19 protein-coding genes are annotated in these 24827 nt (G+C 62.7%); 11 read left to right on the forward strand and 8 right to left on the reverse strand.

Annotation, left to right across the window (positions count from 1 at the left end; translation table 11 throughout):
• Positions 1-88 precede the first annotated feature (88 nt).
• Positions 89-322: an Ltp family lipoprotein gene (locus D3I60_RS19375; RefSeq protein WP_369415292.1), complete on the reverse strand. Its 234-nt coding sequence runs from the start codon at positions 320-322 to the stop codon at positions 89-91.
• Positions 323-352: 30 nt separating this feature from the next.
• Between D3I60_RS19375 and D3I60_RS19205 the strand changes: the two genes are divergently transcribed.
• Positions 353-2674, forward strand: a complete 2322-nt coding sequence (locus D3I60_RS19205; RefSeq protein ID WP_262777070.1) for a helix-turn-helix transcriptional regulator — start codon at positions 353-355, stop codon at positions 2672-2674.
• 115 nt (positions 2675-2789) lie between these two features.
• On the opposite strand, the gene D3I60_RS14805 is transcribed toward D3I60_RS19205, so the two are convergent.
• A complete protein-coding gene (locus tag D3I60_RS14805; protein ID WP_062860790.1) occupies positions 2790-4568 on the reverse strand; it encodes a sigma-70 family RNA polymerase sigma factor in 1779 nt (592 codons plus the stop codon).
• Between the two features lie 523 nt (positions 4569-5091).
• On the opposite strand from D3I60_RS14805, the gene D3I60_RS14810 reads away from it, so the two are divergent.
• Entirely contained in the window at positions 5092-7263 is a 2172-nt protein-coding gene (locus D3I60_RS14810) for a SpaA isopeptide-forming pilin-related protein (RefSeq protein ID WP_262777072.1), read from the forward strand.
• Between the two features lie 59 nt (positions 7264-7322).
• Here the strand turns inward: D3I60_RS14810 and D3I60_RS14815 are convergent, their stop codons facing one another.
• Positions 7323-8102, reverse strand: coding sequence for an AraC family transcriptional regulator (locus tag D3I60_RS14815; RefSeq protein WP_262777073.1), 780 nt, complete (start codon positions 8100-8102; stop codon positions 7323-7325).
• A 7-nt stretch (positions 8103-8109) separates the two neighbouring features.
• Here D3I60_RS14815 and D3I60_RS14820 point away from each other — a divergent pair, with 7 nt between their 5' ends.
• Positions 8110-8703, forward strand: a complete 594-nt coding sequence (locus tag D3I60_RS14820) for a DUF2000 family protein (protein WP_262777075.1) — start codon at positions 8110-8112, stop codon at positions 8701-8703.
• Positions 8704-8828: 125 nt separating this feature from the next.
• Here D3I60_RS14820 and D3I60_RS14825 read toward each other — a convergent pair whose 3' ends face one another.
• Positions 8829-9179, reverse strand: coding sequence for an ArsR/SmtB family transcription factor (locus D3I60_RS14825; protein ID WP_440588580.1), 351 nt, complete (start codon positions 9177-9179; stop codon positions 8829-8831).
• A gap of 120 nt (positions 9180-9299) precedes the next feature.
• On the opposite strand from D3I60_RS14825, the gene arsB reads away from it, so the two are divergent.
• From arsB to D3I60_RS14840, 3 genes are read left to right on the forward strand one after another with little or no spacing between them, the layout of a single operon-like run.
• A complete protein-coding gene (gene arsB, locus D3I60_RS14830; protein WP_262777077.1) occupies positions 9300-10397 on the forward strand; it encodes an ACR3 family arsenite efflux transporter in 1098 nt (365 codons plus the stop codon).
• Positions 10394-10876, forward strand: a complete 483-nt coding sequence (locus tag D3I60_RS14835; protein WP_262777079.1) for an arsenate reductase ArsC — start codon at positions 10394-10396, stop codon at positions 10874-10876. Before arsB ends, D3I60_RS14835 begins: the two co-directional genes overlap by 4 nt.
• Positions 10869-12326, forward strand: coding sequence for an NAD(P)-binding domain-containing protein (locus D3I60_RS14840; protein WP_262777081.1), 1458 nt, complete (start codon positions 10869-10871; stop codon positions 12324-12326). The genes D3I60_RS14835 and D3I60_RS14840 overlap by 8 nt, the downstream gene beginning before the upstream one ends.
• Positions 12327-12402: 76 nt before the next feature.
• Here the strand turns inward: D3I60_RS14840 and D3I60_RS14845 are convergent, their stop codons facing one another.
• Both D3I60_RS14845 and D3I60_RS14850 read right to left on the reverse strand, forming a co-directional pair.
• Entirely contained in the window at positions 12403-13140 is a 738-nt protein-coding gene (locus D3I60_RS14845) for a histidine phosphatase family protein (protein WP_262777083.1), read from the reverse strand.
• A gap of 64 nt (positions 13141-13204) precedes the next feature.
• Positions 13205-14104, reverse strand: coding sequence for a LysR substrate-binding domain-containing protein (locus D3I60_RS14850; protein ID WP_262777085.1), 900 nt, complete (start codon positions 14102-14104; stop codon positions 13205-13207).
• Between the two features lie 162 nt (positions 14105-14266).
• Here D3I60_RS14850 and D3I60_RS14855 point away from each other — a divergent pair, with 162 nt between their 5' ends.
• From D3I60_RS14855 to D3I60_RS14865, 3 genes are all read left to right on the forward strand, one after another.
• Entirely contained in the window at positions 14267-15181 is a 915-nt protein-coding gene (locus tag D3I60_RS14855; RefSeq protein WP_262777087.1) for a CoA transferase subunit A, read from the forward strand.
• On the forward strand, positions 15178-16062 hold the full coding sequence (locus tag D3I60_RS14860; protein WP_262777089.1) for a CoA-transferase subunit beta: 885 nt from the start codon (positions 15178-15180) through the stop codon (positions 16060-16062). The genes D3I60_RS14855 and D3I60_RS14860 overlap by 4 nt, the downstream gene beginning before the upstream one ends.
• A 101-nt stretch (positions 16063-16163) precedes the next feature.
• Positions 16164-17543, forward strand: a complete 1380-nt coding sequence (locus tag D3I60_RS14865; RefSeq protein WP_262777090.1) for an MFS transporter — start codon at positions 16164-16166, stop codon at positions 17541-17543.
• A 212-nt stretch (positions 17544-17755) separates the two neighbouring features.
• On the opposite strand, the gene D3I60_RS14870 is transcribed toward D3I60_RS14865, so the two are convergent.
• Positions 17756-20275, reverse strand: a complete 2520-nt coding sequence (locus tag D3I60_RS14870) for an HNH endonuclease signature motif containing protein (RefSeq protein ID WP_262777092.1) — start codon at positions 20273-20275, stop codon at positions 17756-17758.
• A 974-nt stretch (positions 20276-21249) separates the two neighbouring features.
• Here D3I60_RS14870 and D3I60_RS14875 point away from each other — a divergent pair.
• Together D3I60_RS14875 and D3I60_RS14880 are read left to right on the forward strand one after the other, a co-directional pair.
• The gene (locus D3I60_RS14875) at positions 21250-22455 is read left to right on the forward strand and encodes an NAD(P)-dependent malic enzyme (protein WP_262777094.1); all 1206 of its coding nucleotides are present in this window, start codon (positions 21250-21252) and stop codon (positions 22453-22455) included.
• 118 nt (positions 22456-22573) lie between these two features.
• Positions 22574-23935, forward strand: coding sequence for a hypothetical protein (locus D3I60_RS14880; RefSeq protein WP_262777096.1), 1362 nt, complete (start codon positions 22574-22576; stop codon positions 23933-23935).
• Between the two features lie 411 nt (positions 23936-24346).
• Here D3I60_RS14880 and D3I60_RS14885 read toward each other — a convergent pair whose 3' ends face one another.
• Entirely contained in the window at positions 24347-24769 is a 423-nt protein-coding gene (locus D3I60_RS14885) for an organic hydroperoxide resistance protein (protein ID WP_259358799.1), read from the reverse strand.
• Between the last annotated feature and the right edge of the window lie 58 nt (positions 24770-24827).

Genomic DNA, 24827 nt, shown 5'->3' on the forward strand with positions numbered 1-24827 from the left:
TGACCGTTGTTTCCCACGAGCCACACGGACGAAGGCGGGCGAAGGAATCTCTTCCTTCACCCGCCTTCGAGCAGTCGGCTGGCGTTCGTCAGTTGTTGAGGTTCTCGATCGCGTAGTCGGCCTCGGACTGAGTGAACTGCTCATCGTATTCGCTTGTCGGGGCTCTCCGCTTCTGCAGGGGATGTCGACCGGAAGTGCACACCGAGCTGTGCGGCTCTGAGGAAAGTATCAGGTTCACGGGAGTTGATGACGCGCGATTCTCTGTCATACTCGTGAACGCCCCCCTCATCACCCAGCAGCTTCCCCGGCTGCACCTCGACATGAGTCGAGTCAGAACGAAAGCTCCCCATCAGTGTCCCCTCAACCGAACAAGCCAGCCGATGACGTCAACCTTTCGTCGACGGTCCGATCAGCATCAGAACAGCCGTTGGTTTCCGACGGGCGATCATCGGTCTTCGACTCATATTTCGGACCGCGAGCCGCCTCGGCGCAGGAATTCGCGTCGGCGCTCGAACTGCGCAGCATGCTCTCCGAGTCCGAGCTGGAGCGGATCTTCCGCGCGAGCGGCGGCCACACCCGCATCGCCGCCTCCCTCGTCCGGGCGCGAGTCGAAGCGGGACTGCCTGCGGGCGACACCGACCCGGATCGGACCGTTGCAATGCTGTCCCCGGAACTGACTCCGACCGTCGGCGCAGGCTCCCGCGAATCTGCCGCGCTCTATCTGCTCGCCCTCTTCGCTTGGGCACCGCAGATCACCCCGAGCATGGTCGATCTGGTCCACGCCGCCTTCGCCGCCGCAGAGGTGGCGACCTCAGCCAGGCCCGAGGAGCTCACCTCGCTGCTGACCGCAGAGGGCCTGATCACCGCGTCCGCCGACACCGATGCGGTGTTCACGGTTCCGGACCTCATCCGCGCACTCATGCGTCGAGTCACCTCTGTCGACACGAACCTTGCCGAGAAGAGTCCGCGCGAGGCTCTCGGAGCGGCGGTCTCCGATTCCATCGGCCGGCAGCGTTCGGACAGGCGCGAAGGTCTGACCGAGGTCGTCGAACTCGTCCTCGAACTTCGTGATTGGCATGTGCTCGTACGGGCATGGGCGCGCCGTTCGGTCAACGTCTTCATCGATGTGCCCAGCGCCATCGAGGCCTACCTCAGCGTCCCCGAGGAGGTGGTGGCGCAGAACCCGATCCTCACCCTCGCTCGCAGTGCTGCCCGTCGCATCGACTCGACCCGCACGCGCCTGGGCACCGACGATATGCCGACACTGCTCTCGGCCACCGACTTCTCCAGCATCGTACTGCCTGAGATGCACGGACTCCTGTCTGCCGAGTCCGAACGTCGACTCACCGCCGACGAGGTGGCCGTGGTGACCATGCTCGAAGCGCGGACGCACCGGCTCAACCGGGAGAACGAAGCCGCGTTGAACGTCATCGAGGTGGGACGAGAACGTCTGCGCCACCTCAGCCCGGGAGAGCCCGGACCCACGCTGATGCTGCAGGCAGAACTCAACCTCGAGCACGGGCGGAATCTGGTCGTGGCTGGTCGCTTCCCCGAAGCGATGTGCGTGCTCCAACGGGTCGTCCAGTTCGCCGAGATCTACGCCCCGAACTCGCCGCACCCGCTGCTCGCGGGACTCGTGGAGACCGCCCTGGCTGGGATGGGGCACGGGCACGGATCCGACATGGACCGCAACCTGGCACGGGCACGTGAGGACGCTCGCAGATTCGGAATGGCCGCGCTGCCGGACGAATTTACGGCCCTGTGCATCGAATTGACGCGCAGTCTGGACCGTCTCGACCTCGATACGGCTGGACAGATCCTCATCGCAATCGACCAGGCGAAGCCCACCCAATTCCTGGGGCCTATTCCGCACGTGCTGAGAAGCCTGTGCTTTGTGTATGAAGGGCGAGCTTCGGCCGCGGCGAAGCTGCTGGTGGAGAGTCCTCAGGTTCAACTTATGCCGACGACAGGAGTCCCGAGTGCACGGTTCTCGGCCATCGTCAACATCGTCGGCTTCGTGCTGGCCGCTGCGGGCGAGGGGAAGGCCCTGCAGGACTTGGCCGAGCGGATGAGTCCGCAGAGTCCGGGGTACTCGGTCGTCAAGGCGCGTCAGGCCTTCGTCTTCGGGCAGCACGATTCGCTGTGGACCGCCACGGGGCAGTCGTTGGCCGGCGACGAGGGACCCAGGCTCAAGAGCTGCGCCATGGCTCTGCGTGCCGACATGCTCCACCATGAGGGCCGTTCCGCCGAGGCGCTGGAAGCCTTCGTCGACATGCTCGACTACTGCGCGATCACGGCATCGGTGCTTGCCGTCACTCAGTTGTCGAAATCTGCTCGAGAGGCGCTCATTCCCGCTTCGGCCGATTGTTCCGAGTGGGTGGCCGTGGCGCGGTCGTTCAATTCTGCAGAGCTCACGGCGGCCGTGTTGCAGAAGCGTCTGCTCGAGCTGCCGGAGACTTCTCCAGTGTCCCCGGATTTCCAGACCGATCTCACCCCGGCCGAACAGTCGCTGCTGTTCGCGATCGACTCATCGAAGTCGATCGCGCAGATCGCCCGTGAGTTCGGAGTGGTGTCGGGAACGCTGAAGAACCGCTTGTCCGCGCTCTACCGCAAACTCGGCGTGCGCAGTCGTGCCGAGGCTGTGGCCCACGCCAACCGCGCTCAGCAGAGGTGACTGCGTGGCAATCATCTGCAGAGAGGCGGACGACTCGCTGGCTAGTTGTCAGAGTCGCCGGACCGATCGATCGATCCACCGCGAACAGTCCGAGCTCTCCGTCTTCAACGGAGGATCAGTGGCAGAACTCCCACCAGCCGACGACGTGACAGTGGGGGCCTTCGTCAGGGTCTTCTCCATCTGCATCTGAGGCGCCAGAAGCATCTGCTGCAGTCGAAGCGTCGGCGTCTGAGGCCGAGTCGACCCCCGCATCCGGTTCGCTGGGCGCGGTCGAGGAACCCGCGTCGCTGCTCGCCGCCGCATCGTCAGAGCCTTCCGACGAATCCGATGAGGAGTCGGAACTCGGTTCTGATGGGGCCGAAGGAGTACTGCTCGGCTCGGGGCTGGGCTCGCGCGAGTCCGTCGGCTCCTCGGTCGGTGTGGGGTCGGCAGTTTCTGGCGCCGTTTCGGACGAGGACTCATCCGGTTCCGTAGGCGGAACCTCAGCGGGTTCCTGCTTTTCGTCATCGTCCCTCGGCTGCTGCCGGTCGGACGAGGAAGGGGGCTGGGTCTCCTTCGCCGGGGTCGGCGCTTGAGGGGTGCTCCGAGGGGCGCGCGACCGGTCCTCCTCGCGTGAAGGGGAGCTCTCAGCGGCGTTTTGCTCGCGTTCGTTCGAACTCTCACCTCTCTCATCGCTTCCGTCCGGCACAGCAGTGTGCGGTGGAGGGGTTGAAGAAGGCGTCGTCTTCGGTGGGTCAGCTGGCGCCGAGGAGGTCTCTGCCGCAGCGGCAGGCTGCGGGGCAGGCTCGTTCTGAAGATTCACAAGTGCGGCGGCACCGGCCGCAATGGCGGCGCTGGCAGCGATGCCTGCGATCGCAACCTTGACCACCGACGCTCCGGCCGCGATTCCGGCGGTGCTGCCTCCGGAGCTGCCCGCAGACGCAGTGCCCGTGCTGCTCTTCGAAACTGCGGCTGCCGCACTTGAGTCCGGCTCGGCGGCGACCGTGCCCGGCTGCCCAGCGGGCCCGACGGTCGCCGTCCCTGCTCCCGTCAGCAGCACAGCTGCTTCCGGGAAATGGCCACATTCGATGAGCGCGGCTGCGAGAGCCGCCGGCGTGATCCATGCCTGGAATGTCGCGTTGATGCTGCGGAGCTTAAAGGACTGACGGCGGCAGTGACTGCAGCGACTGAGATGAGCCTCGATCGCTTCGGCCCGTTTCGGGCCCAGCTGCTGACGCACGAACCGCGCAAGCGCAGAGGAGTACTCCGCACATTCGGGGTCGCTGGGTTCGACGTGTTCTTGCAGATAGGCGGCCCGCAGTCCCTCTCGTGCGCGACGCAGGAGCGAACTGAAGGAATTCGATGACAGTTCCATCGTCGCGGCCGCATCAGCGGTCGATGTCCCATCGATGTCGATGAGGATGAGTGCGCTCTGCCAGGCGTCGGGGAGAGTTTTGAAGGCACGGCCCAGCTGATCTCGCTCAGCCACCTCGGCGGCGTGATCGCCCGGTTCGCCGTCTGCAAGGAACGTCAGCACTTCGGGTTCGACGATCGTCGTCGCACGGACCATCGCCGTGCGCCGGTATGATTCGGAGCGCACAGCAGCCATGAGGTACGCCTTGAAGGACTCATCGGGTCCTTTCCCGTGCCCCCAAGCGCGCCAGATCTTGGCGAATGCCTCGGCGACGGCATCTTCTGCTTGTGCACGATTTCGGTTGAGGCGCAGTGCGAAATGCAGTGCGGGCAGCCGATGTCGGGCATATAGCTCACCGTAGGCCGCCCGTGCAGCTGCCGATTCGGGGCGGTGTCGACGGATGCGGGCGCAGAGGACGGAGTCGCTGAGTTCGTTGCCCGGGCGCGGCAGTCCGAAAGGGGAGCGGGAACTATCGGTCGACGATGACCACGCTTCGGTCATCGGCTCATCGCCTCGGTGAAGATGCACGGAAGTCTGCGCTGAATCTGCATGGGGACCTCAACTGTGATTCGGGAAACAGTTCGGGGTAGTTCTGGGGAGTGCTGAAACTCTACATGAGAAATTCTCGGCTTCCCAAACATGCGAAACCCGGTGATATGAGCTCGAAATGTCTGCCGAGGGGGCAGTGATGCCTCATCGCCGGGGTCCTGTCTGCAGTGTCGCGGAGAAAAACTTCTGGAACTCGCGAACGAAAGCCTCTGTGCGCAGGTCTCAGTCTATGGAGAGGTCAAGACCCACGATCGCTCCGAGCCCGAGCCGGCAGTTGGACAACAGCCGATTCGGGTCCCCTCCGAGTCCCGGACTCGCCCGAGGCGACCCTGCAGAACCACGTGGCTGCAGGGTCGCCTCACAACCTGCAGAACCACGTGGCTGCAGGGTCGCCTCACAACCCCATAGTAAGTGCGTCCGCTTGCCTGACATTCGTCGAATGTGCAGGTGGCGGCTATTCTGAAGGAGCCAACCCTTGTCTCTGAAGCGACACCCTCTCACGAGGCACGGAGCCGCGATCCTCGCATCGTCCGTTCTTGCTTCGTTCGCCTTCCTCGGTGCATCCGTCGCGCCGGCACAGGCCGCGGCAGAACCCTTGCCGAACCCCTCTTTGGCCGACAAATGCGGCCTCGATATCGGGGTTGTCCTCGATCTGTCGAATTCCCTGACTGATCGGGAGGTCGACGATTCGAAGTCGGCCGCCAAATCTGTCGCCAGCGGCCTCTCGGGCACTCCCAGCAGAGTTTCTGTCAACTCGTTTGCGACTTTCGGGCCCGACGGCACCAACGCGCCGATCAACAGCACGTCTGTCGCAACCTCGGACTCAGTGGACGAACTCAATGAGCAGATCGACGCGCTTCGGCGGGTTCCACAGGATTCGGGAGGCACGAACTGGGACCGCGGACTCGGGCAGCTGGACGGCACAAACCATGACTTGGTGCTGTTCGTCACCGACGGCAAGCCCACGGCATACGGGGTGCCAGGGTCCGAACGGGGCAATACCGACCGCGGTACGCGAACCGATCAGATCGATATCGACAAAGCCATCGAATCGGCGAATTCATTGAAATCGCAGGGTACCAAGGTCGTCGGTTTGGGGGTAGGCAGCGAGATCAACGAGGGCAACATCAAGCTGGTCTCGGGCCAGATCTCAGGAGACGACTATTATGTAGTCTCTGACTACTCAGAATTGGCCGAACAGCTCCGTGAGATCGCCACGAAGAGCTGCCGAGGAACTCTCAACGTCACCAAACTCATCGACCCTGGGGCCGGTAAGCACGCGAAGAACACCGCGAAATACCCAGGCGAGGGCTGGACGATCTCGTCCCCGGATTCAGTGGACGGAGTCGAGAAGACCACCGATGCGGCCGGGACGGTGAGCTTCAAACTGACGACCCCGGCCGAAGGCGCGCGAGCCTCGGAGAAGCAGCAGGAAGGCTACCGACTGCAGCAGCAGTCTGGTTCAAACGCGCTCTGCACCGCAGATGGACGCGACGTCGGTACCAGAAACATCGCCGACGGATTCGAATTGACCGAGACTGTCGACACGAACGCGATCATCACCTGCCGGATCGTCAACGAGCAGATTCCCGGAGCACTGAGCTGGAAGAAGGTCGACGAGGACGGCAAAGTGCTCGCCGGTGCGGAATTCACACTGACGGGTCCGGACGGCGAGGACTTCGTCGTGGCCGACAACGGCGAGCTCGACGCCGACGAGCGGGCCGGGCAGTTCGAAGTGACCGACTTGGCCTGGGGTGACTACACCATCACGGAGACCAGCGCTCCCGAGGGATATGTGCTCACGGACGAGACGCAGACCGTGACGATCACCGATGAGAAGCGGGACGCGGCGTTCTCAGACATCGTCAACAAGAAGGATGTCGGAGTCGGTGCCGATCCGGACGGCGAAGCCTCTGCAGATCCGGGTTCAGACGCGGATGCTTCCACTGATCCTGATGCGGACGCTGACCTGGACGGGTCGCCTGATGCAGATGCATCGTCTGATCCTGACGCTTCCAGTGATCCGGATGCTTCCACTGATCCTGATGCAGGCGCTGACCTGGACGGGTCGTCTGACCCGGACGCGTCGACTGACCCGGACACGGCGTCTGACCCGGACCCGTCGCCTGACGCGAATGCGGGATCCGAAGCATCGAAGGAGTCAGATGCCGAGGCCTCGACCGATCTTGACGGTGGTGACGATGCTTCGACTGACCCAGACGGCAAGGACGAGGGGTCAAAAGATGTTGACGTAGACGCCACTGCCGATCCGGACGGCCAGGATACGGCAGCGACGGACGCCGATGCCAAGGCATCGACCGACCCCGGTGCTGACGCGGCAACTGATCCGGGTGCTGACGACTCGGCCGCAGCTGATCCAGAGGCTGATGACTCGTCTGCGACGAACTCGAACGCGGACAGCGCTGCGTCAAGCACGTCGAAGTCCGGAAACACTTCAGCAGATGGATCCGCGAGCGACACCGGAGGGAGCCCCAGTGGTGGGACCGACTCCGGCAGCGACGGCTCTCATCTGCCGAGGACAGGCGCCGCTGGAGCGATGACGTTCAGCCTCCTCGGCGTACTTCTCGTTGGGGGCGGAATCGCCGCTATCCTCGTATCGCGGCGACGGAAGACCGGCATGCTGTGATGCAGTCTCGTATCTGATCCGAACAGAGGGCGGAGCCGAATCGATATCGGCTCCGCCCTCTACCATTTGGAGAATATGCCGGGGGTCGTACCAAGAGTCGACCGGAAATGGCGGGTGAGGTGGGCCTGATCGTGGAACCCTGACGCCGCGGCTGCCTCGGTGGGGGAGCGACCGGCCAGGAGAAGTCTGCGGGCGCGGTCGACGCGGCGGCCGATGACGTACCGGTGGGGCGCGATTCCGAACGCGGACGTAAACACTCGCACCAGATGGCTGCGGTGAGCGCCGAGTTCGGTGGCCGCCTCGGCGATGGTGAACGATTCGAGGAGGCGATCATCGAGCAGATCGCGCAGACGCCTGGCGAGCGGCGCATCCGAGGTGAGCACACCGATCGGGGTGAGTCGTGAGAGCGCGAACTCGCGGAGTGCGAGGACCCCGCACTCGGCGGCGAGGGCATCGGCCGGATCGGCCAGGGCGGCGTGGATGTCGTTGACCGCAGTCAGGGCATCGGTGCCCAGCAGGGTGGGCGAATCCGCCGCGGCATCGACGGCGGACTCCGGCAGCCATTCGGGCTCGAGGTAGAGCACTCGTTTGCGGAACCCCTTCTCCGACGACGCCGAGCGGCCGTCGTGGGGCACCTGGGGCGGCAACAGCGTCACCGCGGTCGGAGTGGCAAGGTGATCGTGGCGATCGAGGTCATAGGTCACGGCGCCTTCGTCGATGAGCAGGACCGTCCATGAATCATGCGTGTGCGCGGGGTAGGCATGATGGTCGAAACGGACGTGGAATACCTCCTGGATCTGCGGAACCTGAGGATGCCAGGCGCGGATGACGTCGACCATGCAACAAATGTACAAGACCGCGGTGAGCGGGGTCGGTGAAGCTGGGACCATGCATGAGAACACGAATTCCCCAGATCAGACTGACACCGAATCGTCGACCGAGGCGACTGCGAGTGATCCCGCCACCGAGGAGGTCGTGCTGTCAACGTCTGACGATGGAATCGCGCCGACTGTCGAACCGAGTACGCCCGTCCGGTTCGATACGAAGGTCGTCGTCGTCCTCCGCGATGACTTGAAGGCATGGCAGGAACTCAACGTCACCGCCTTCCTCGTGTCCGGAATCGCCCCGAGCGACGAGGGACTGGTCGGGGAAAGCTACCGGGACGCCGACGCCAACGAGTACCTGCCGATGCTGCGCCAGCCGGTGATGGTGATGACAGCGGATCGGGCGAAGCTCGCTTCGATCCGGACGAAGGCGGTGGGGCGCGGAATCCCGACCGCCGTCTACACAGAGGAATTGTTCTCCACCGGCCATGATGCGGCCAACCGGGCTGCCGTCGCCGCTGTTCCGGCCGCGGAACTCAACCTCGTCGGGGTGGCTCTGCGTGGTGCGAAGAATGGTGTTGATCGGGTGGTGAAGGGGGTGCGGATGCATATGTGAAGTACAGGCGGGTTGGTCGCGCTGCCCGTCTTGTCGCCGGGCCCTCAAACAGGGGAACAGAGCCGTCAACAGGGGAACAGAGCCGTCAACTGGGGAACAGAGCCGTCAACAGGGGAGCCGAGTCCTCATTTGGGGGAGAGGAACGCTGACAGGCGGTTCAAAGTGTCCGCCTCGAGCGAATAGTACGACCAGACTCCGCGCTTCTCACGGTGCAGGACCCCGGCGTCGACGAGGAGCCTCAGGTGGTGGGAGACGGTCGGCTGGCCGAGACCGACGGGTTCGGTGAGATCGCAGACGCATGCTTCCTGCTGTTCGTGCGCAGCGACGAGGGAGACCAGACGCAGTCTGGTCGGGTCAGCCACTGCCTTGAGGATGCGCGCGAAGTCCTGCGCATCATCGAGGCTCAACGGCGAGACGGTCAGCGACGGGCAGCAGTCGTCCGCCTGTGTCGGGAAGGGTACGGGTTGTGTGGTCACTCATCCATTATGCCCAGATATTGACACTTGTCGATGTATCGTGGTCCTATCGTATCGATAAACTTCAATGCGTCAGCATGTGATCGCGGCGCCGAGACGATCAGGACCTCGAGGGAGACAATGCATTCCACTGCGCCCGCCGGCACCGATTCGCCTGTGGCGGCGAAGATGTCGATTCTGGATCGATTTCTGCCGCTGTGGATCATCGGTGCCATGGCCCTGGGTCTGGTGTTGGGCAGACTCGTGCCTGGCGTCGCCGAGACTCTGGACGCGGTCAAGGTCGCAGACGTGTCCCTGCCGATCGGCATCGGCCTGCTGGTGATGATGTTTCCGGTGCTCGCCAAGGTCCGATACAGCGAAACCGGACACGTGCTGGCAGACAAGAAGCTCATGATCACCTCCTTGGTCATCAATTGGTTGGCCGCACCGGCATTCATGTTCGTGCTCGCATGGCTATTCCTTCCCGATCTGCCCGAATATCGCACCGGACTCATCATCGTCGGGCTTGCTAGATGCATTGCCATGGTCCTCATCTGGAACGATCTGGCCTGCGGTGACCGTGAGGCCGCCGTCGTGCTCGTGGCCATCAACTCGGTTTTCCAGGTTCTCGCATTCGGGCTCCTCGGCTGGTTCTACCTCCAGTGGCTTCCGAGCCTGCTGGGACTGCCGACGACGACCAGCGATTTCTCCTTCTGGGCGATCACCGCGAGCGTCCTCGTCTTCCTCGGGATCCCGCTTCTCGCCGGCTTCCTCACTCGAACGGTGGGAGAGATGACGAAAGGACGTCTGTGGTACGAAGATCGGTTCCTCCCCAAGATCGGGCCGTGGGCGCTGTACGGACTGCTCTTCACCATCGTCGTGCTCTTCGCCTTCCAGGGTGACGAAATCACCTCTCACCCGGGCAACGTCGCCCGCATCGCCTTGCCGCTGCTCGTCTACTTCGTCGTCGTCTTCGCCGCCGGGCTGGTCATCGGCAAGGCACTGAACCTGGGTTATGAGAAGACGACGACTCTGGCATTCACCGCTGCCGGCAATAACTTCGAACTCGCCATCGCAGTGGCGATCGGGACGTACGGCGTCGCCTCGGGACAGGCGCTCGCCGGAGTGGTCGGTCCGCTCATCGAGGTGCCCATCCTCGTTGCCCTCGTCTACGTCGCACTGTGGGCGCGCCCCCGCCTCTTCCCCTCAATCGCTGTTCAAGGAGCGAATCGAGTATGAGTCTCACACCAACGCCTAAGCCGAGCGTCCTCTTCGTCTGTGTGCACAACGCCGGCAGATCCCAGATGGCCGCCGGATTCCTCCGGGACCTGGCCGGAGAGCACATCGAAGTGCGGTCCGCAGGCAGCGAACCCGCCGAGGCGCTCAACCTCGTCGCCGTCGATGTGATGAGAGAGCTCGACATCGACATCACACGCAGCAGTCCCACTTTCCTCGACGTCGACACCGTGCGCACCTCCGACGTCGTGATCACCATGGGCTGCGGCGACACCTGTCCGATCTTCCCCGGAAAACGATACGAAGACTGGGTTCTAGATGATCCCGCAGGTCAGGGCCTGGAATCTGTGCGCCGAATTCGTGACGAGATCAGGACCCGAGTCGAAGCCCTCATTGTCGAGCTCGCCCCCGAAGCAGGGACGAAGAACACATCTGCGAATGCCCCTTCGCGCCCAGCTGCCGAGGAGGCACCGATTGACTGACATCGCGCTCGCAGATCTCCCGGTCGCCGTGATCGGTTCCGGTCCTGTCGGGCTCGCGGCCGCGGCCCAGCTCGTCCGACGCGGGATCCGACCGCTCGTCCTCGAGGCGGGATCCACCGTTGCGGCGGCAGTGACCGAGTGGGGTCATATCGGGTTGTTCTCTCCGTGGAAGTACAACATCGACGAGGCGGCGCGCAATATGCTGGCTCCCACCGACTGGCAGGATCCCGACGGTGACCGCCTTCCCACCGGTGCCGAGCTCATCCGTGACTACCTCAAGCCACTTGTTGAGACAGCTGAACTCCGAGATTCCGTCCTCTTCGATACCCGTGTTGTTGCGGTGAGTCGAGTCGGAATGGATCGGACGGGCACCGCGCAGCGCGAATCGACTCCCTTCCTTGTTCGCACTCAGAGCTCAGATGGAACATCGGCGGATTTCCAAGTCAGGGCAGTTATCGACGCTTCGGGGACATGGGCGAGCCCGAACCCGCTCGGACAGTCCGGACTCGCAGCGACCGGCGAAGTCGAGGCTCGTCGCAGCGGGTTCGTCACCTCGCCTCTGCCCGATGTGACCGGTCGTGACCGTGAGCAGTTCGTCGGACAGCGGACCCTTGTCGTCGGCGGAGGCCACTCGGCGGCGAACACGCTCTTGGCTCTGGCAGATCTGCGTGCGGAGGTGCCGGGCACGCGAATCGACTGGGTACTCAGGCGTGCCGACCCGGCATCCGTCTACGGCGGAGAGGACCAAGACGGTCTGCCGGCTCGCGGTGCACTCGGGGCGCGACTTCGCCGTCTTGTCGAAGACGGAGCCATTGAAGTGCATGCCTCCACGACGATCACCGGGTTCGCCGCCGACGGTCGTGGCACCATAGCTGCGGATAGTGGCGGCGAGTCGGTGATACTTCACGCTGACAGGGTTGTCCCCGCCACTGGCTTCCGGCCCGACCTCGGATTCCTGCGTGAGATCCGACTCGACCTCGACCCAGTAGTCGAAGCTCCACGACAGTTGGGTCAGCTCATCGATCCCGAATATCACAGCTGCGGAACTGTCGCGCCCCACGGTGCTCGAGAGCTCGGGCATCCGGAGCCAAATTTCTACATTGTGGGCATGAAGTCCTATGGGCGCGCCCCGACGTTCCTCATGTACACCGGCTATGAGCAAGTCCGTTCTGTAGTCGCAGCGATCGCTGGGGATCAGGAAGCAGCCGACCGAGTCGAGCTCGTCTTGCCGGAGACCGGGGTGTGTTCGACCGACGCCGGATCTTCGTGTGATGCGCCGGCCGACAAGCCTGGTTCTGTCGACTTGCCCGACACCGCCGACGCATCGGACGCATCAGACACAGCCGGATGCTGCGGACCTGCGGAACCGGTTGTGATCGGGATCCCCACAGGGGCAGAACACGGGCGATCGGGAGAGAGCGGGAACGGCCGACTCGAGGACTCGATTTAAGCCGCTTCGGCCTTCGCCGCCACAGCCGCGGACTCGCCGCCTCAGCCGCGGACTCGCCGGTTCGGTTTACGCTGCCTCAACGGTAGGTGGCGTTCTTCGGATCCTGGTGACCGTGGTCGTTGAACGAGATGAGGTTGATGCCGCCTCGACCGGTGATGATCTTCGTGATGCCGGTATTGATCGTCACTCGGTTGAACGCCATCCATTGGTCGAAGCCTCCGCCGATCAGACGGGCCGCGGTCCACGCGATGGCCCCGGCGCTTGAAACGACGACCGTCGACTGGCCAGATCTCATGGCTGCGACCGCATCGTCGAGGGCGCGATCGACCCGTGAGGTGAACTGTTCGTAGGTCTCCGTATAGTCCTCGTCGTGTTCGCCCGACGCCCAGCGTGCGGCCCCGCGTTCGAGTTCGGTCTGAAAGATCTTTGAATCATGCTGGGCTCGGGGGTCGAGATTCGTGAGCACTCCGGTGAGTTCCCATGCGGCGTACTCGTTCCAGCCGGAATCGACCGCAGTGACGCGTTCGCAACCGGTGCTGAGTTCGTGATCGTGTTCGCGGTGGCCCTCGAGCTCGCGGTGGCCGTCGTGCTCTCGGCCGTGCTCGAGCCCTTGAGCGAACCCTTCGAGGATGCCGGCGGCAGTCTCCCGCTGTCGCCGCATCTCGCCGTGGATGATGCGTTCGGGCTCGACGCGCTGGGAAGCGAGGAATCGTCCGGTGACACGGCTCTGTTCCTTGCCGAGATCGGAGAGTCGATCATAGTCATCGGTGCCGAACGAGGCCTGTCCGTGTCGGATCAGATAGAGCACACTCATGATTCACCACATCCTCGTCGTGAAGCCCGAATCACTGTTCGAGCGATCGTTTACTAATGTGAGTCTACGGGACATCGGTGGGGAACAGCTGCTCGGCCAGTCGAAGCACCTCGGCGAGGGCGGGACTGACGTCATCTCTGCGCCATGCCATGAGCAGCGGGAACGGCCCCTTCGGGTCTTCGAGGGGGACGAAGGCGATATTGGGGAAAGAGGCGTTCTTCGGCACCGACGCCACTGTGACCGAACAACCGATCTCCGCACCGACGAGCGAGAGTATCGTCCACGTGTCCGGAGCCACCTGGATGACGGTGGGGTTGAAACCTGCGGCCTGCGACAGCTCGTAGAGCCGCTCGATAGTCGTCGACCCCGGATTCGGCGGCACCGTGATGAACTCCTCTCCCTCGAGCTCGCTCATCGACACCGACTCGCGGCCTCCTAGGGCATGCTCTCTGTGCATGGCGACGACAAGCGACTCCTGGGCGACGACGCGAGTATCGACCGACTGTGGCACGAATGGCCAATAGCCGAAGACGAGGTCCACTGAGCCGTCGGCGACGCTGTCGATGGCCGGCATCCCGAATGAGGCGCTCTGCAGGCTGAGGTGGATTCCCGGATGAGTCCCGCGGACCAGTTTGAGCAGCCGTCCGATGAGTTTGTGGGTCGCAATGCCGGTGAATCCCAGCCGCAGATGTCCGACCTCGCCTTTACCGGCTGCCTGCACTGCTGAGTCCGCGAGACGATGACTCATGAGGATGTCGCGCGCAGGTTCGACGAGCGCCTGTCCTGCCGGAGTCAGGCGCACGGACCGAGTGCTGCGTTCGAACAGCTGTGCCGACATGTCGGACTCCAAGCCTCGGATGAGTCGGCTGAGGGGCGGTTGGGTCATGTGCAGTCGTTCGGCGGCTCTGCCGAAGTGAAGTTCCTCAGCGAGGACGAGGAATGCGCGGATGTGCTTTGTGTCCATATCGGTGCCCCAATCGTCGACGCGGCATCCTCATCAGTGAGGGCCGGAATACATTCGTGCAGTGAGTGCATTAATCATCTCCATTATAAGTATTGGACGGGTATCAATGATTCTGAAAAGATGACCGAGGTCACAGTCATTCGAGGTTCGAGGAGGAACGCGATGGACAAGACGATGGGTCTTCGCCAAGCGATCAGCACCTATCTCAGCGATGGGGACACGGTCGCGCTGGAGGGATTCGGGCATATCGTGCCGGTCGCCGCCGCGCACGAGATCATCCGGCAGGGCTTCACTGATCTTGTCCTTGCACGCATGTCCTGCGACGTCATCGTCGACCAGCTGCTCGGAGCGAATTGCCTGAAAGGTCTCATCTCCTCGTTCATCGCCAACAGTTCGGCCGGTTCCCTTCACGAGCTTCGGCGGCGCATTGAGAAGTCGGATCCGGAACCGCTGTGGTTCGATGAATACAGTCACGGTGGAATGGTCGCCCGCTATCAGGCCGGCGCTTCGAAGCTGCCGTTCCAGCCCATCGCCTCCTACCGAGGCAGCGACTTGGCGGCGAAGAATCCGCAGATCAAGTCGGTTCCTGATCCCTACGGTGGACCGGACATCCACGTCGTCCCCGCCCTCAACCCCGACCTTTCGATCATCCATGCCCAGCGCGCGGACAGGCACGGAAACGTGCAGGCCTGGGGGATGCTCGGGATCCAAACCGAGGCCGCGTTCGCCGGTCGTCGACTCATCGTCACCGTCGAGGAGATCGTCGACGAGGCTGTCATCCGCTCCGACCCGAACCGCACGATCGTTCCTGCGCACGTCGTCGATGCCGTTGTCGTGATTCCTCGAGGCTCGCATCCACATTCGGTCCAGGGCTATTACGACCGCGACGACGAGTTCTCGAGACAGTGGTCGGCGCTCGCCCGCGACGCGGGCGCGGTTCAGAACTGGATCGAAGCGCACATCCGCGGCACGAACGACCACGATGAGTTCCTTGCCGCTCTCGGTTCGGACCATTTTGAGCGGATGGCCATCCACGACGCCTATTCGACACCAGTGAACTATGGAGGCCGAGCATGACGCTGAGTGCACACGACACCATTGGGGCTCAAGCCCGCGAGGAGACCGCCGGGAGTGAGGCAGCCCGCGGTGGGGCCGCGGGGAGCGAGACCGCCGCCAGTAAGAGTGCCGGGAGCCAGGTGACCAGCAGCGAATTGCTTACCGTCCATTCGGCGCGGGCGCTGGCCGGTCGCAATGTGGTCTTCGCCGGACACGGACTGCCGACGCTCGCCGTCTCCCTGGCGCAGCACACTGTGGCACCGGACGTCGAGATCGTCTACGAGTCGGGGGTCACCGGAGCCAGACCGCCGGTCATGCCGCGCAGCATCTCGGACTCGATCCTCGTCCCCGGAGCCGCCTCGGTGATGCCGATGACTCATCTGTTCAACTATGTTCTCCAGGGCCAGCGCATCGATGTCGGCTTCCTCGGTGCCGCGCAGGTCGACAGATACGGAAACCTCAACTCCACCCTCATCGGCGAGGACTGGGAGCACCCCGACAGTCGGCTTCCGGGCTCGGGAGGAGCCATCGAAGCGATGGCAGGTGCAGCCGAGATCTTCCTCGTCATGCGCCGGCACACCCCGCGCACCTTCGTCGAATCCTTGGACTTCGTCACCTCCCCAGGGCCGAAGAAGGCTGCCGAGGCGAAGGCCGGGGCAATGCCGGCGGGCGCAGGCGTGACCCATGTGATCACTGATCTCGGAATCATGACGCGCTTCGCCCGGGATGAAGAGCTCACCCTGACCGCAGTTCATCCCGGTGTCGACCCCGCCGAGGTGGTGCGCCAGACCGGGTGGAATCTCAAGGTCTCGCCCGGCATCGAGACGACACAGCCGCCGACTCCGAGTGAGCTCGCACTGCTGCGAGAGACGCTCGATCCCACCCGGATCTACCTGCGCTGAGCCGCAGTCCTCTGGCCATCGGCTCTGCCCGAGGACGGATGCAGGTGGCGGTCGAGCGGTGACCGAGCACGCGAGAATTCGAACCGAAGAAAGTTGAAACCATGTCAATGAAGACAAGCACGCACACTGCCTCCCCTCTCGACCCGAATGTGACTCGCCCCGAGCTGCGTCGTGCCGCATGGTCATCGTGGCTCGGCAGTTCGCTCGAGTACATGGACTTCACCCTCTACACTCTTGCCTCAGCCTTGGTCTTCGGGCCGCTGTTCTTCCCCAATGAGACTCCTGCGGTCGCGCTGATCTCCAGTCTCGGGGTCTATGGATCCGGGTTCGTTGTGCGACCGATCGGCGGGTATGTCTTCGGTCGAGTCGGTGACAAACACGGCCGTCGCATCGTCCTCATCGTCACTCTGTCGATGATGGGCATCGCCACCATGGGCATCGGACTTCTCCCGACTTATGCCCAGATCGGCATCTGGGCGCCTGCGCTGCTCGTCGTTCTCCGACTCGTGCAGGGGTTCGGAGCCGGAGCCGAATTGGCCGGAGCCTCGGTGCTCTTGGTCGAATCGTCGCCGGTGCGTCGACGAGGACTCTTCGGGGCGATCGTGGCGATGGGGACAAACAGCGGAATCTTCCTGGCCACAGTTCTGTGGACCCTACTCACGCTCTTGCCGGACGACGCCTTCCTCAGCTGGGGCTGGAGGGTGCCTTTCCTGCTCAGCATCGTCACCACGTTCGTGGCATTGGCAATTCGTACGAAGGTCAGGGAATCGCCGGTGTTCGAGGAAGCCAAAGAACGTCGCGCGGAGGCCGCTGCGCACACTGCAGAGCAGCCGAACATCCTTGTCGAGGCGCGGCGGTCGACGAAGTCGTTCCTGCTCGCCTTGGGCATCCGAATGGGAGAGAACTCCGCGGTCTACCTCGTCAAAGGTTTCATGGTCGGATGGGTCGTGACTACGACCGGTCTGGACTCCGCAGTGGTCACGACCGGCATCATGATCGGCACCGTCATCGGCTTCGCCACCGTTCCGTACTTCGGCAAGCTCAGCGACAAGCTGGGCCGGCGGCCGGTGTTTCTGGGCTTCACTCTCTTCCAGATCCTCTTTGCGATTCCGGCCATGATCCTCATCGATACGGGCAATCCAGTTGTCATCGCCGCTGTGTTCGCGGTCTTCGTCGGCGGCCCCTTGCCCAATCTCTACGGTGTCGAGTCGAGCTGGTTGGTCGAACTGTTCGGATCGAAGCATCGGTATACATTCATGACCACTATCAAAGAGGTCGGATCGGTCGTCTCCGGCGGTCTGGCGCCGGTGATCGCGGCCTCGCTCGTCGCCGTGATCACCGACTCATGGTGGCCCGTTGCGATCGTTCTCATTCTGTTCGCCGGCTGCGGCTTGCTCGGTGCGCTCTTCGCGCCCGAGACCCGTGGTCGCGACCTCACGACTGAAGTCGACGCAGTGGACGATCGGCAACCGCTGCAATAGGCGCGGGCTGGGTCTGTGCGATAGGTGAGGGCCGTGGCCCTGCGATAGGCGAAGGCTGGCCCAGTGAGGTGGACTACGACCAGCCCGCTGGGGTAGGCGACGGCCCCACCGCCGAATCGCGGTCCGCAGTTGCGGCGCGGAGGCGCTCTGCCACCAGTGCTGTCGCTGCAGCTCTGCGTCGAGAGCGATGCCACAGGCTCCGTGGCGTGTCATCAGAACGGTGGGGGATCGACCTCGAGGTCGTGGTCCCAGTTCACTGTCTTGGAGACGAAGCGGTGGTCCCAGGGATCGTCGGCTCCAGCGCCCTTGGGGCCTGCAGCGTCCGCAGACTGCGAATTGCTTTCGAAACCGGTGACGTTCGGGCCAGCGGCGGTACGGACGCTGCGCTTGTCGGGCTCATTCGGGTCGAAGTCGATATCGTCGATGTCGAGCTTCGCAAGACGCGCCCATCTGACGACTCGGGCGTACTTCGCGTTCCCCGTCAGCTGCTTCACCGTGAGAGTGTTGGAGCCGGCAGGGAGACTGAGCTGGTGGACAGACTTCTCCCAATTGAGGCAACGCTCCAGCCGCAAGCGCTTGATTTCAACCTGCTGCTCCCGATACGCCTCCGAAAGACGTCGCTGGTGTGCTTCGCGTTCCTCCCGTTGGCGCTTCTCTTCGTCGCGCTGACGAATCGTCGACTCGCCAGGCATGAGCTCGAGCACCCTCGGTGCTGAGGGAACCATTGACCAGGGCAGTTTCCACCGCTTGAGACCCAGTCGTCCCAGGGAATCGAATTCGAGCGCTTGGGCAACATTGATCGGCTGGCCGGGCGCTGACACAGTGGTCGAGATTCCGTGTTTGAACTCATAATCGAGCTCACCGGATTTGGGCATAGTGACCCGAAGGCGGCCGGCGGTCTTCAACGCATGATGCTTCTTGCACAGAGGATGAAGGTTTCCGAACCGAGTGAGACCGCCCTTGAGCGGATCCAGATGGAAGAACGGAACGACATGGTCGATCTCCGACTTCTCAGCCCGACGAACACAGCCGGGAACGGTGCACACGGTCCACTGCTCGACCAAGGTCTTCCGAAGATCTCTGGGGACCTGGTAAGTGGTCGCTTTGGCGTCGATGGGAGTGCCGGTGGCGGGATCGGTGAGGATCCGCTGGATGCTCTTCGACCGGCCGGCGATGTTGCGAGCCACCTCGACGGGTACCGGTGAGCCGTCGGCGAAAGTGCCGGGCAGGTCCGAATCCCCGGTGAGCGAGAGGAAGGGAACGGTCACCACGGTGGCGGCCTGATGCGACAGCCACCACGCGCTTGTGGGCATACGCAGCTTGACGACATATTCAATGGGACCGTCAGGGTCCTCACCTTCGACGATGCAGTCGGGCCGGAAAGCCGATCCGTCGGGTCGGTTGGCGACAGAGAATCCGTCGGACGACTCTGTGGTGCTGTTGGCCGAGCTCCCGGCGGACGATTCTGCGACATCGTCGTCCGAGTCCGAAGCAACGTGTTTCGCGAAGTCGGCGACAGCGTCGTCCGAGTCCATATCCGGAATGAGCTCGCCGTCGGTGTCGAGCAGCGACTTCTCTTCGGCGGTTTGGATACCTGTGATCGGGTCGACCGAAATGACCTTGACCTTGAGCTCCGGGACTGGCCGGGTGAGCAGATCGTACTCGAGCTGAGAGATGGAGCGGTCATCGCTGATCTCAACGCCCATAGGCAGATTGAACGCCGACTTGTTCTTTCCATGCACGGCCAGCGCCATGCCCTGGATTCGGTTGTAGCAGGCGAAGATCTCCGCTGAGGGCCCGCTGACGGTCAGGCAGGCCGAGCCGTCCTTGTAGCCTTCGACATCGACGCGGCGACGCTTGGTGGCGAGTTCGGTATTGTCGACCGGCGGAACGAGCAGGGCGATCATCTTCGCCAGGTCCCGGCGCAGGGTCTCACAGGTGATATCGGCGCGCCTCGCGGCCAGGAAGATGTCGAGCTTCGGAAGGAAGTCGAACGCGACATCAGCACACTGGCGGGCGACCACATCGACATGTGCCTGGGTGAACTCTCCGGCGCGGACACGGTCGGCGAAGCGCGGCAGACCATAGAAGATCGTCATCGCGCCGGTGAGCTGACGGTAGGTGCGGGCAGTGTTGGTCCCCAGCACCGTCGAGATCTCCACGAGGTCCTCAGCGTCGACATTGTCATAGACCCATTTCGAGAAGCAGATGCCCTCATCGAGCTCGGGGAACTCGGGCAGAGCTTTCGCCTCGGGTTCAGTCGCCTTGCGCAACTGTTCGCGGGCGAAGTCGGCGTCATAGAGCACAACTGTCGCGGAAGGGGAGCCGCGGGTGCCTGTCGTGTCGTCAGTGGGCGACGACGCGACGTTGGGCGAAGACGCGTCCTTGGTTGACGACGCGCCCTTGGGTGAGGTCTCCGACTTCTCCGCAGCGCCGAAGACGGTGTTCTCTTCGGACTCTTTGGCGCGGCGTTCGAAGGATGCGGAGATCGTCTCGCAGCGAAACGGTTCGGAGCCCTCGGGTATGGGCAGTTCGAGGGCGATGAAGACCTGTTCCAACACAACTGAGGAGACTGATTCGAGAAGGGAGAAATGGGCACGGTCGGAAGCGACAGCGTTCTCGGCAAAGCGAGACATGCTTGATTCGAAGCGGATGGCGAATCGGGGCGACGGCTGTGTCACACCCGGCTCGTCTGCCTGGGCGGGGGTCGAACGGTTGGTGGTGCCCTTCATTGCTTTTTCACCTGCCTCGGACTTCGTTGTCGGGGAAGTGGTGCTGACTTGAAAAGCTGTTAATCAAATCTTAGGCGTTCAAATTGACATTCACAATAGGAAAAAGAAAAAAGATTCGAATAAAGTTCGATGTCACGTCAAGGATGGAAATGCTGTCTACTCATCATTGCATTCAGTGCTGACATAAGGATGTTCGTTTTCGTTTGTGCAGGTCAGCCACGATTTCGGTGTGGGTGAGTGCCCTTCGGGGCGCGTCCGTTGCGGTTTCGAGAAGGAGGAGCCGCCTCGGGAAGAACGTCGCGGTTTCGACAAGGAGGAGCCTCCTCGGGCAGAGCTGTCGCGGTTCCGGAGTGGGGAGCGCAGGTGGGCTCAGTGGGTAGGTCATGCATCGGGCCCAGAAGCGAGATCATGCAGGGGACTTGGCGGAGGGCCGCACAGGGAGCGTCGGGGCGGGCAACGCATGTGGCTCGCAAGCGAGCCGCACAGGGAGCTTCGGGGCGAACCACGCGGAGGGAAGAGCCGCCTCGGCGAATGCGCCAGCCGCGTTCCCAACCGGTCCAAAGGTCTGGAGAACATGCCGCCGGAACGGCGGGACAGCCTCGGTGGGGGCCGGATTTTCGGGTGAAACGGGTCACAGCATCGGTTATGATGATCGAGTTGTCGGATGCGACCCATGAGGTCGGTACTCGCCTCATGCGAGCCGTATCCGCACTGCGCGCAACCGCGTCGCCCTTCACCTAGGGCCATGTCGCGGGCCGCGTCGACGTCACCGCACCATCCTTCACTGGTGACCAGTTCTTCGCCCAGACCATCGCCTGCGCTCACGGTCGACCGTGTCCGCGCCGGCCGACGGCCAGACGATCACTGCCGGCTGCACCGATGATCCGATCATCGAACGGAGTGCTCGCCCAACCGAGTGCTCGCGAGCTCCAAAAGCTCGCGAACCGCCGCCGCATCAACCATGAGGATCAACCATGACGACCACCGCTCACAACTCCGCCGCCTCCGACCAGGGGTCGAAGGGCCCGATCACCGACGCCGAGATCTTCGAGGCACACGAAGGCGGCAAGCTCTCCGCCGAGCTCACCTCGCCGCTCGAGACCCAGCGCGACCTCTCGATCGCGTACACCCCGGGCGTGGCCAAGGTCTGCACCGCGATCAAGGACGAACCGCAGCTGGCGCGTACTCACACGTGGACCGGTCGACTTGTCGCGGTCATCTCCGACGGATCGGCTGTGCTCGGCCTCGGTGACATCGGTCCGGCCGCCTCGCTGCCGGTGATGGAGGGCAAGTGCGCCCTGTTCAAGTCCTTCGCCGGGCTGAATGCGATTCCGATCGTACTCGACACCAATGACACGGACGAGATCGTCGAAACCATCGTCCGCATGGCCCCGACCTTCGGTGCGATCAACCTCGAGGACATCTCGGCTCCGCGCTGCTTCGAGATCGAAGACCGGGTCAAGGAAGCCCTCGACATCCCCGTCATGCACGATGATCAGCACGGCACCGCCGTCGTCGTCCTCGCCGCGCTGACGAATGCTCTGCGCGTGGTGAAGAAGTCCTTCGAGTCCGTCCGTGTCGTCGTCTCCGGCGCCGGTGCCGCCGGTGTGGCCGTGGTGAAGATCCTCGCCGACGCCGGCGTGAAGGACATCGTCGTCCTCGATTCCAAGGGAGTCGTCGAGTCCGGCCGTTCCGACCTGACCGAGACCAAGCAGTTCCTCGCCGAGTCGACGAACCCGCGCGGAATCTCCGGTGGGATCGGCGAGGCCCTCGACGGCGCGGATGCCTTCATCGGCGTCTCCGGCGGCACCATCGACGAGGCGCATCTGGAGAACATGGCCGACGACGCGATCATCTTCGCCCTGTCGAACCCCAACCCCGAGGTGGCTCCCGACGTCGCTTCCAAGTACGCCACCGTGGTGGCCACCGGGCGCAGCGACTTCCCGAACCAGATCAACAACGTCCTCGCGTTCCCCGGAATCTTCCGCGGCGCGCTCGACGCCGATGCGTCCGAGATCACCGACGATATGAAGCTCGTCGCCGCTCGTGCGATCGCCGATCTCGTCGGCGATGACCTCGAGCCTGGTTACATCGTGCCCGGTGCGCTCGATTCCCGTGTCGCTCCGGCTGTCGCCGAGGCGGTCGAGAAGTCCGCTCTCGAGGCCATGGCTAAGCGCTGAGTGGAGGAACGGCTGGAGCTAGGTTCCGGGCTGGTGGTGGGTTCTTGGAAGAGCCTGTCACCAGCCCGTCTTGTTCGTAGATTTCTTGGCAGGCTAGCATTTGTATGAGGGGAGCTCCGTGATTCTTCCGGTTGTCGTGGGCACTAGCGCAGCAATCGCGCTCAAGATCGTGTTCTTAGCGGCCAGAGTGTCATGGCCGGACAACTACTTCGACAGCTCTGATCGTACAAAGCATTGGGTTGTGGAAGCTCCACTGAAAGTTCTTGTGTGGCGACTTGTTCCTTTCGTGTTGGCTGCAATTTTCGCGGTCGTAGTAGCTCGTTCGTTGGGGGCCGATGCAAGCCCTGTGCTGTGGGTGTTCCTTGGTAGTCACATCGCTACAACAAATCTTCTCGCCCTGATCTCCGCATACTCGAGGAGCTCCGGAATTCTCGTCCAGTGGGCTTACCTGATTGGACTGTCTCTTGTGTTCGCCGTTGTTGTCGGAGTTCTGGGCTGGGGTCCTTGGGATCTTGCTGGTGTGGCCCCGGAAGCGGAGACGCTGGTGCAGGGGGTCTGGACAGCTGTTTGCGTCGCCGTTCTGTTCGCTGTGTTCAAAGCCATGACTCTGAGCCGCCGTTCTGGTGACGTGGGCGCTGGTTCATTGAGCAGCCTCAAAATTGACGATTTCTACATGGGGTACTTGGCAAATTGTGCTTTTGAAAGACGGGCAGACTTGCCGTTGTTGCTAGCGATTGTTGCTCATGAATCGAGTAATCGTCCAAGGTTTGTTCGGCATGTTGAGTTATTCCTGTTCAAGCATTCTTTCCGAAAGTTGACCCCGCAGTCTGTGGGGATTGCGCAACAAGAGATTGGGAAGGGAAGATCCTGGCGGCAGCGTAGCCGGACTCGTTTGAACGAACTTGATTGCCAGTCTCTGGAGAGGCTTTCTGAACAGTTTTCGGGCTCGGTGGTTCCTGAGGGTGAAGTGAGATTTGGAGCCTATCAAGTGAAGAGTCTCGTGAATTCGCACAACAAGGGCTCGTCAAATCTGGTTGCCGTCGCGAGGATTTATGATGACCTCTTCGTTGGTGAAAGTGCCGTAATGACGGCGATCCAAACGACCGCTGAAGATTGCTCGGCGGTGGCGGAGTCCGTCGAGCCTGGTGGCGTTAGCATTAGTCCGAATTTGGTGTCGGCCCCTGAGTTTAATTCGCCCTGGGTGGTCCGCTATGGGAGTTATTGTTACGTTCAGTTCAAGGTTTCGCGATTTGATGTTGCAAAAGTGGACGTAAGCATTATCTCAAGCAGTGCTTCACGCTCCAGACCTGTTTCTCATGGCTTTGGTTCAGGAAGCAAGGAGTTCAAGACTGGTCTGTTCAAGGTTCCCGCAAGTGGGATGGGAGTGAAGCTAATCGTTACAGACTATAGTGGTAGGAGATTGCAGGTCGCTAGTCTGTTTTTTGACGCGGAACGAGACTTTGCGTCCGTTTTTGACTAGTGGGTTATTGATTGCAGCTTGGCCTCTTGTCTCAAACTATTCTTTAAACCCCGGTCGGTATGTGCAACTTTGCCGGCGCCAGGCATGGGGCCGCGAACATTTGACTTACCCCCGGATCTTGCTCAGTTCTTGCTCAATGCGCGAAGTGGTGTGTGGGCGAAGTGAAGTGATGAACTGCGGGTTTACACTGAAGAGGTCACGTGGCAGTGCAGTTGCGCGTCTGGCTATACAAAATGTGTTGACATCATTAGTGACCAGGTCTCTCATGCCCGTCGGGGCAGAATACGCAACCATACGCAGATAACGGGGGCGCATGAAAAGCGGTCCTCACCCATCCCTCATTGCGTTGTGGGCAGAGTGCGCTGGCCTGTTGAGTGTCCGTCGCGCTGCTGACGGTCGCGTTTCTGACTGTCAGTCGTCGGTGACGGTGATGGTCACGTCGATGTTGCCGCGGGTGGCGTTCGAGTACGGGCAGACCTTGTGGGCCTTGTCGGCCAGCGCCTGTGCCTCGGCTTTGTCGAGGTGCGGGAGGGTGACCTCGAGTTCGACGGCGAGCTGGAACCCGCCCTCATTGTTCTTGCCGATGCTCACTCGTGAGCCGACCGCTGAGTCGTCGACGTTCGCCTTGGCCTGACCGGCCACGAGGCGCAGCGCCGAGTGATAGCAGGCCGCGTAGCCGACCGCGAAGAGCTGCTCGGGATTCGTGCCGTTGCCGCTGCCGCCCATCTCCGCGGGTGTGGCGAGATCGACGTCGACCTTCCCGTCGTTCGTGCGACCGTGGCCGTCGCGGCCTTCGCCGGTGGCCAGTGCCTCTGCAGTGTAGAGAGCCTTCATGATTCTTCCTTTCGTTGGCGGTGCGTTGTCGGATCAGTGGTGAGCAGTGGGATCGGTG

The sequence above is a fragment of the Brevibacterium permense genome (genome assembly GCF_025506275.1).
GTDB classification, from domain to species: domain Bacteria; phylum Actinomycetota; class Actinomycetes; order Actinomycetales; family Brevibacteriaceae; genus Brevibacterium; species Brevibacterium permense_A.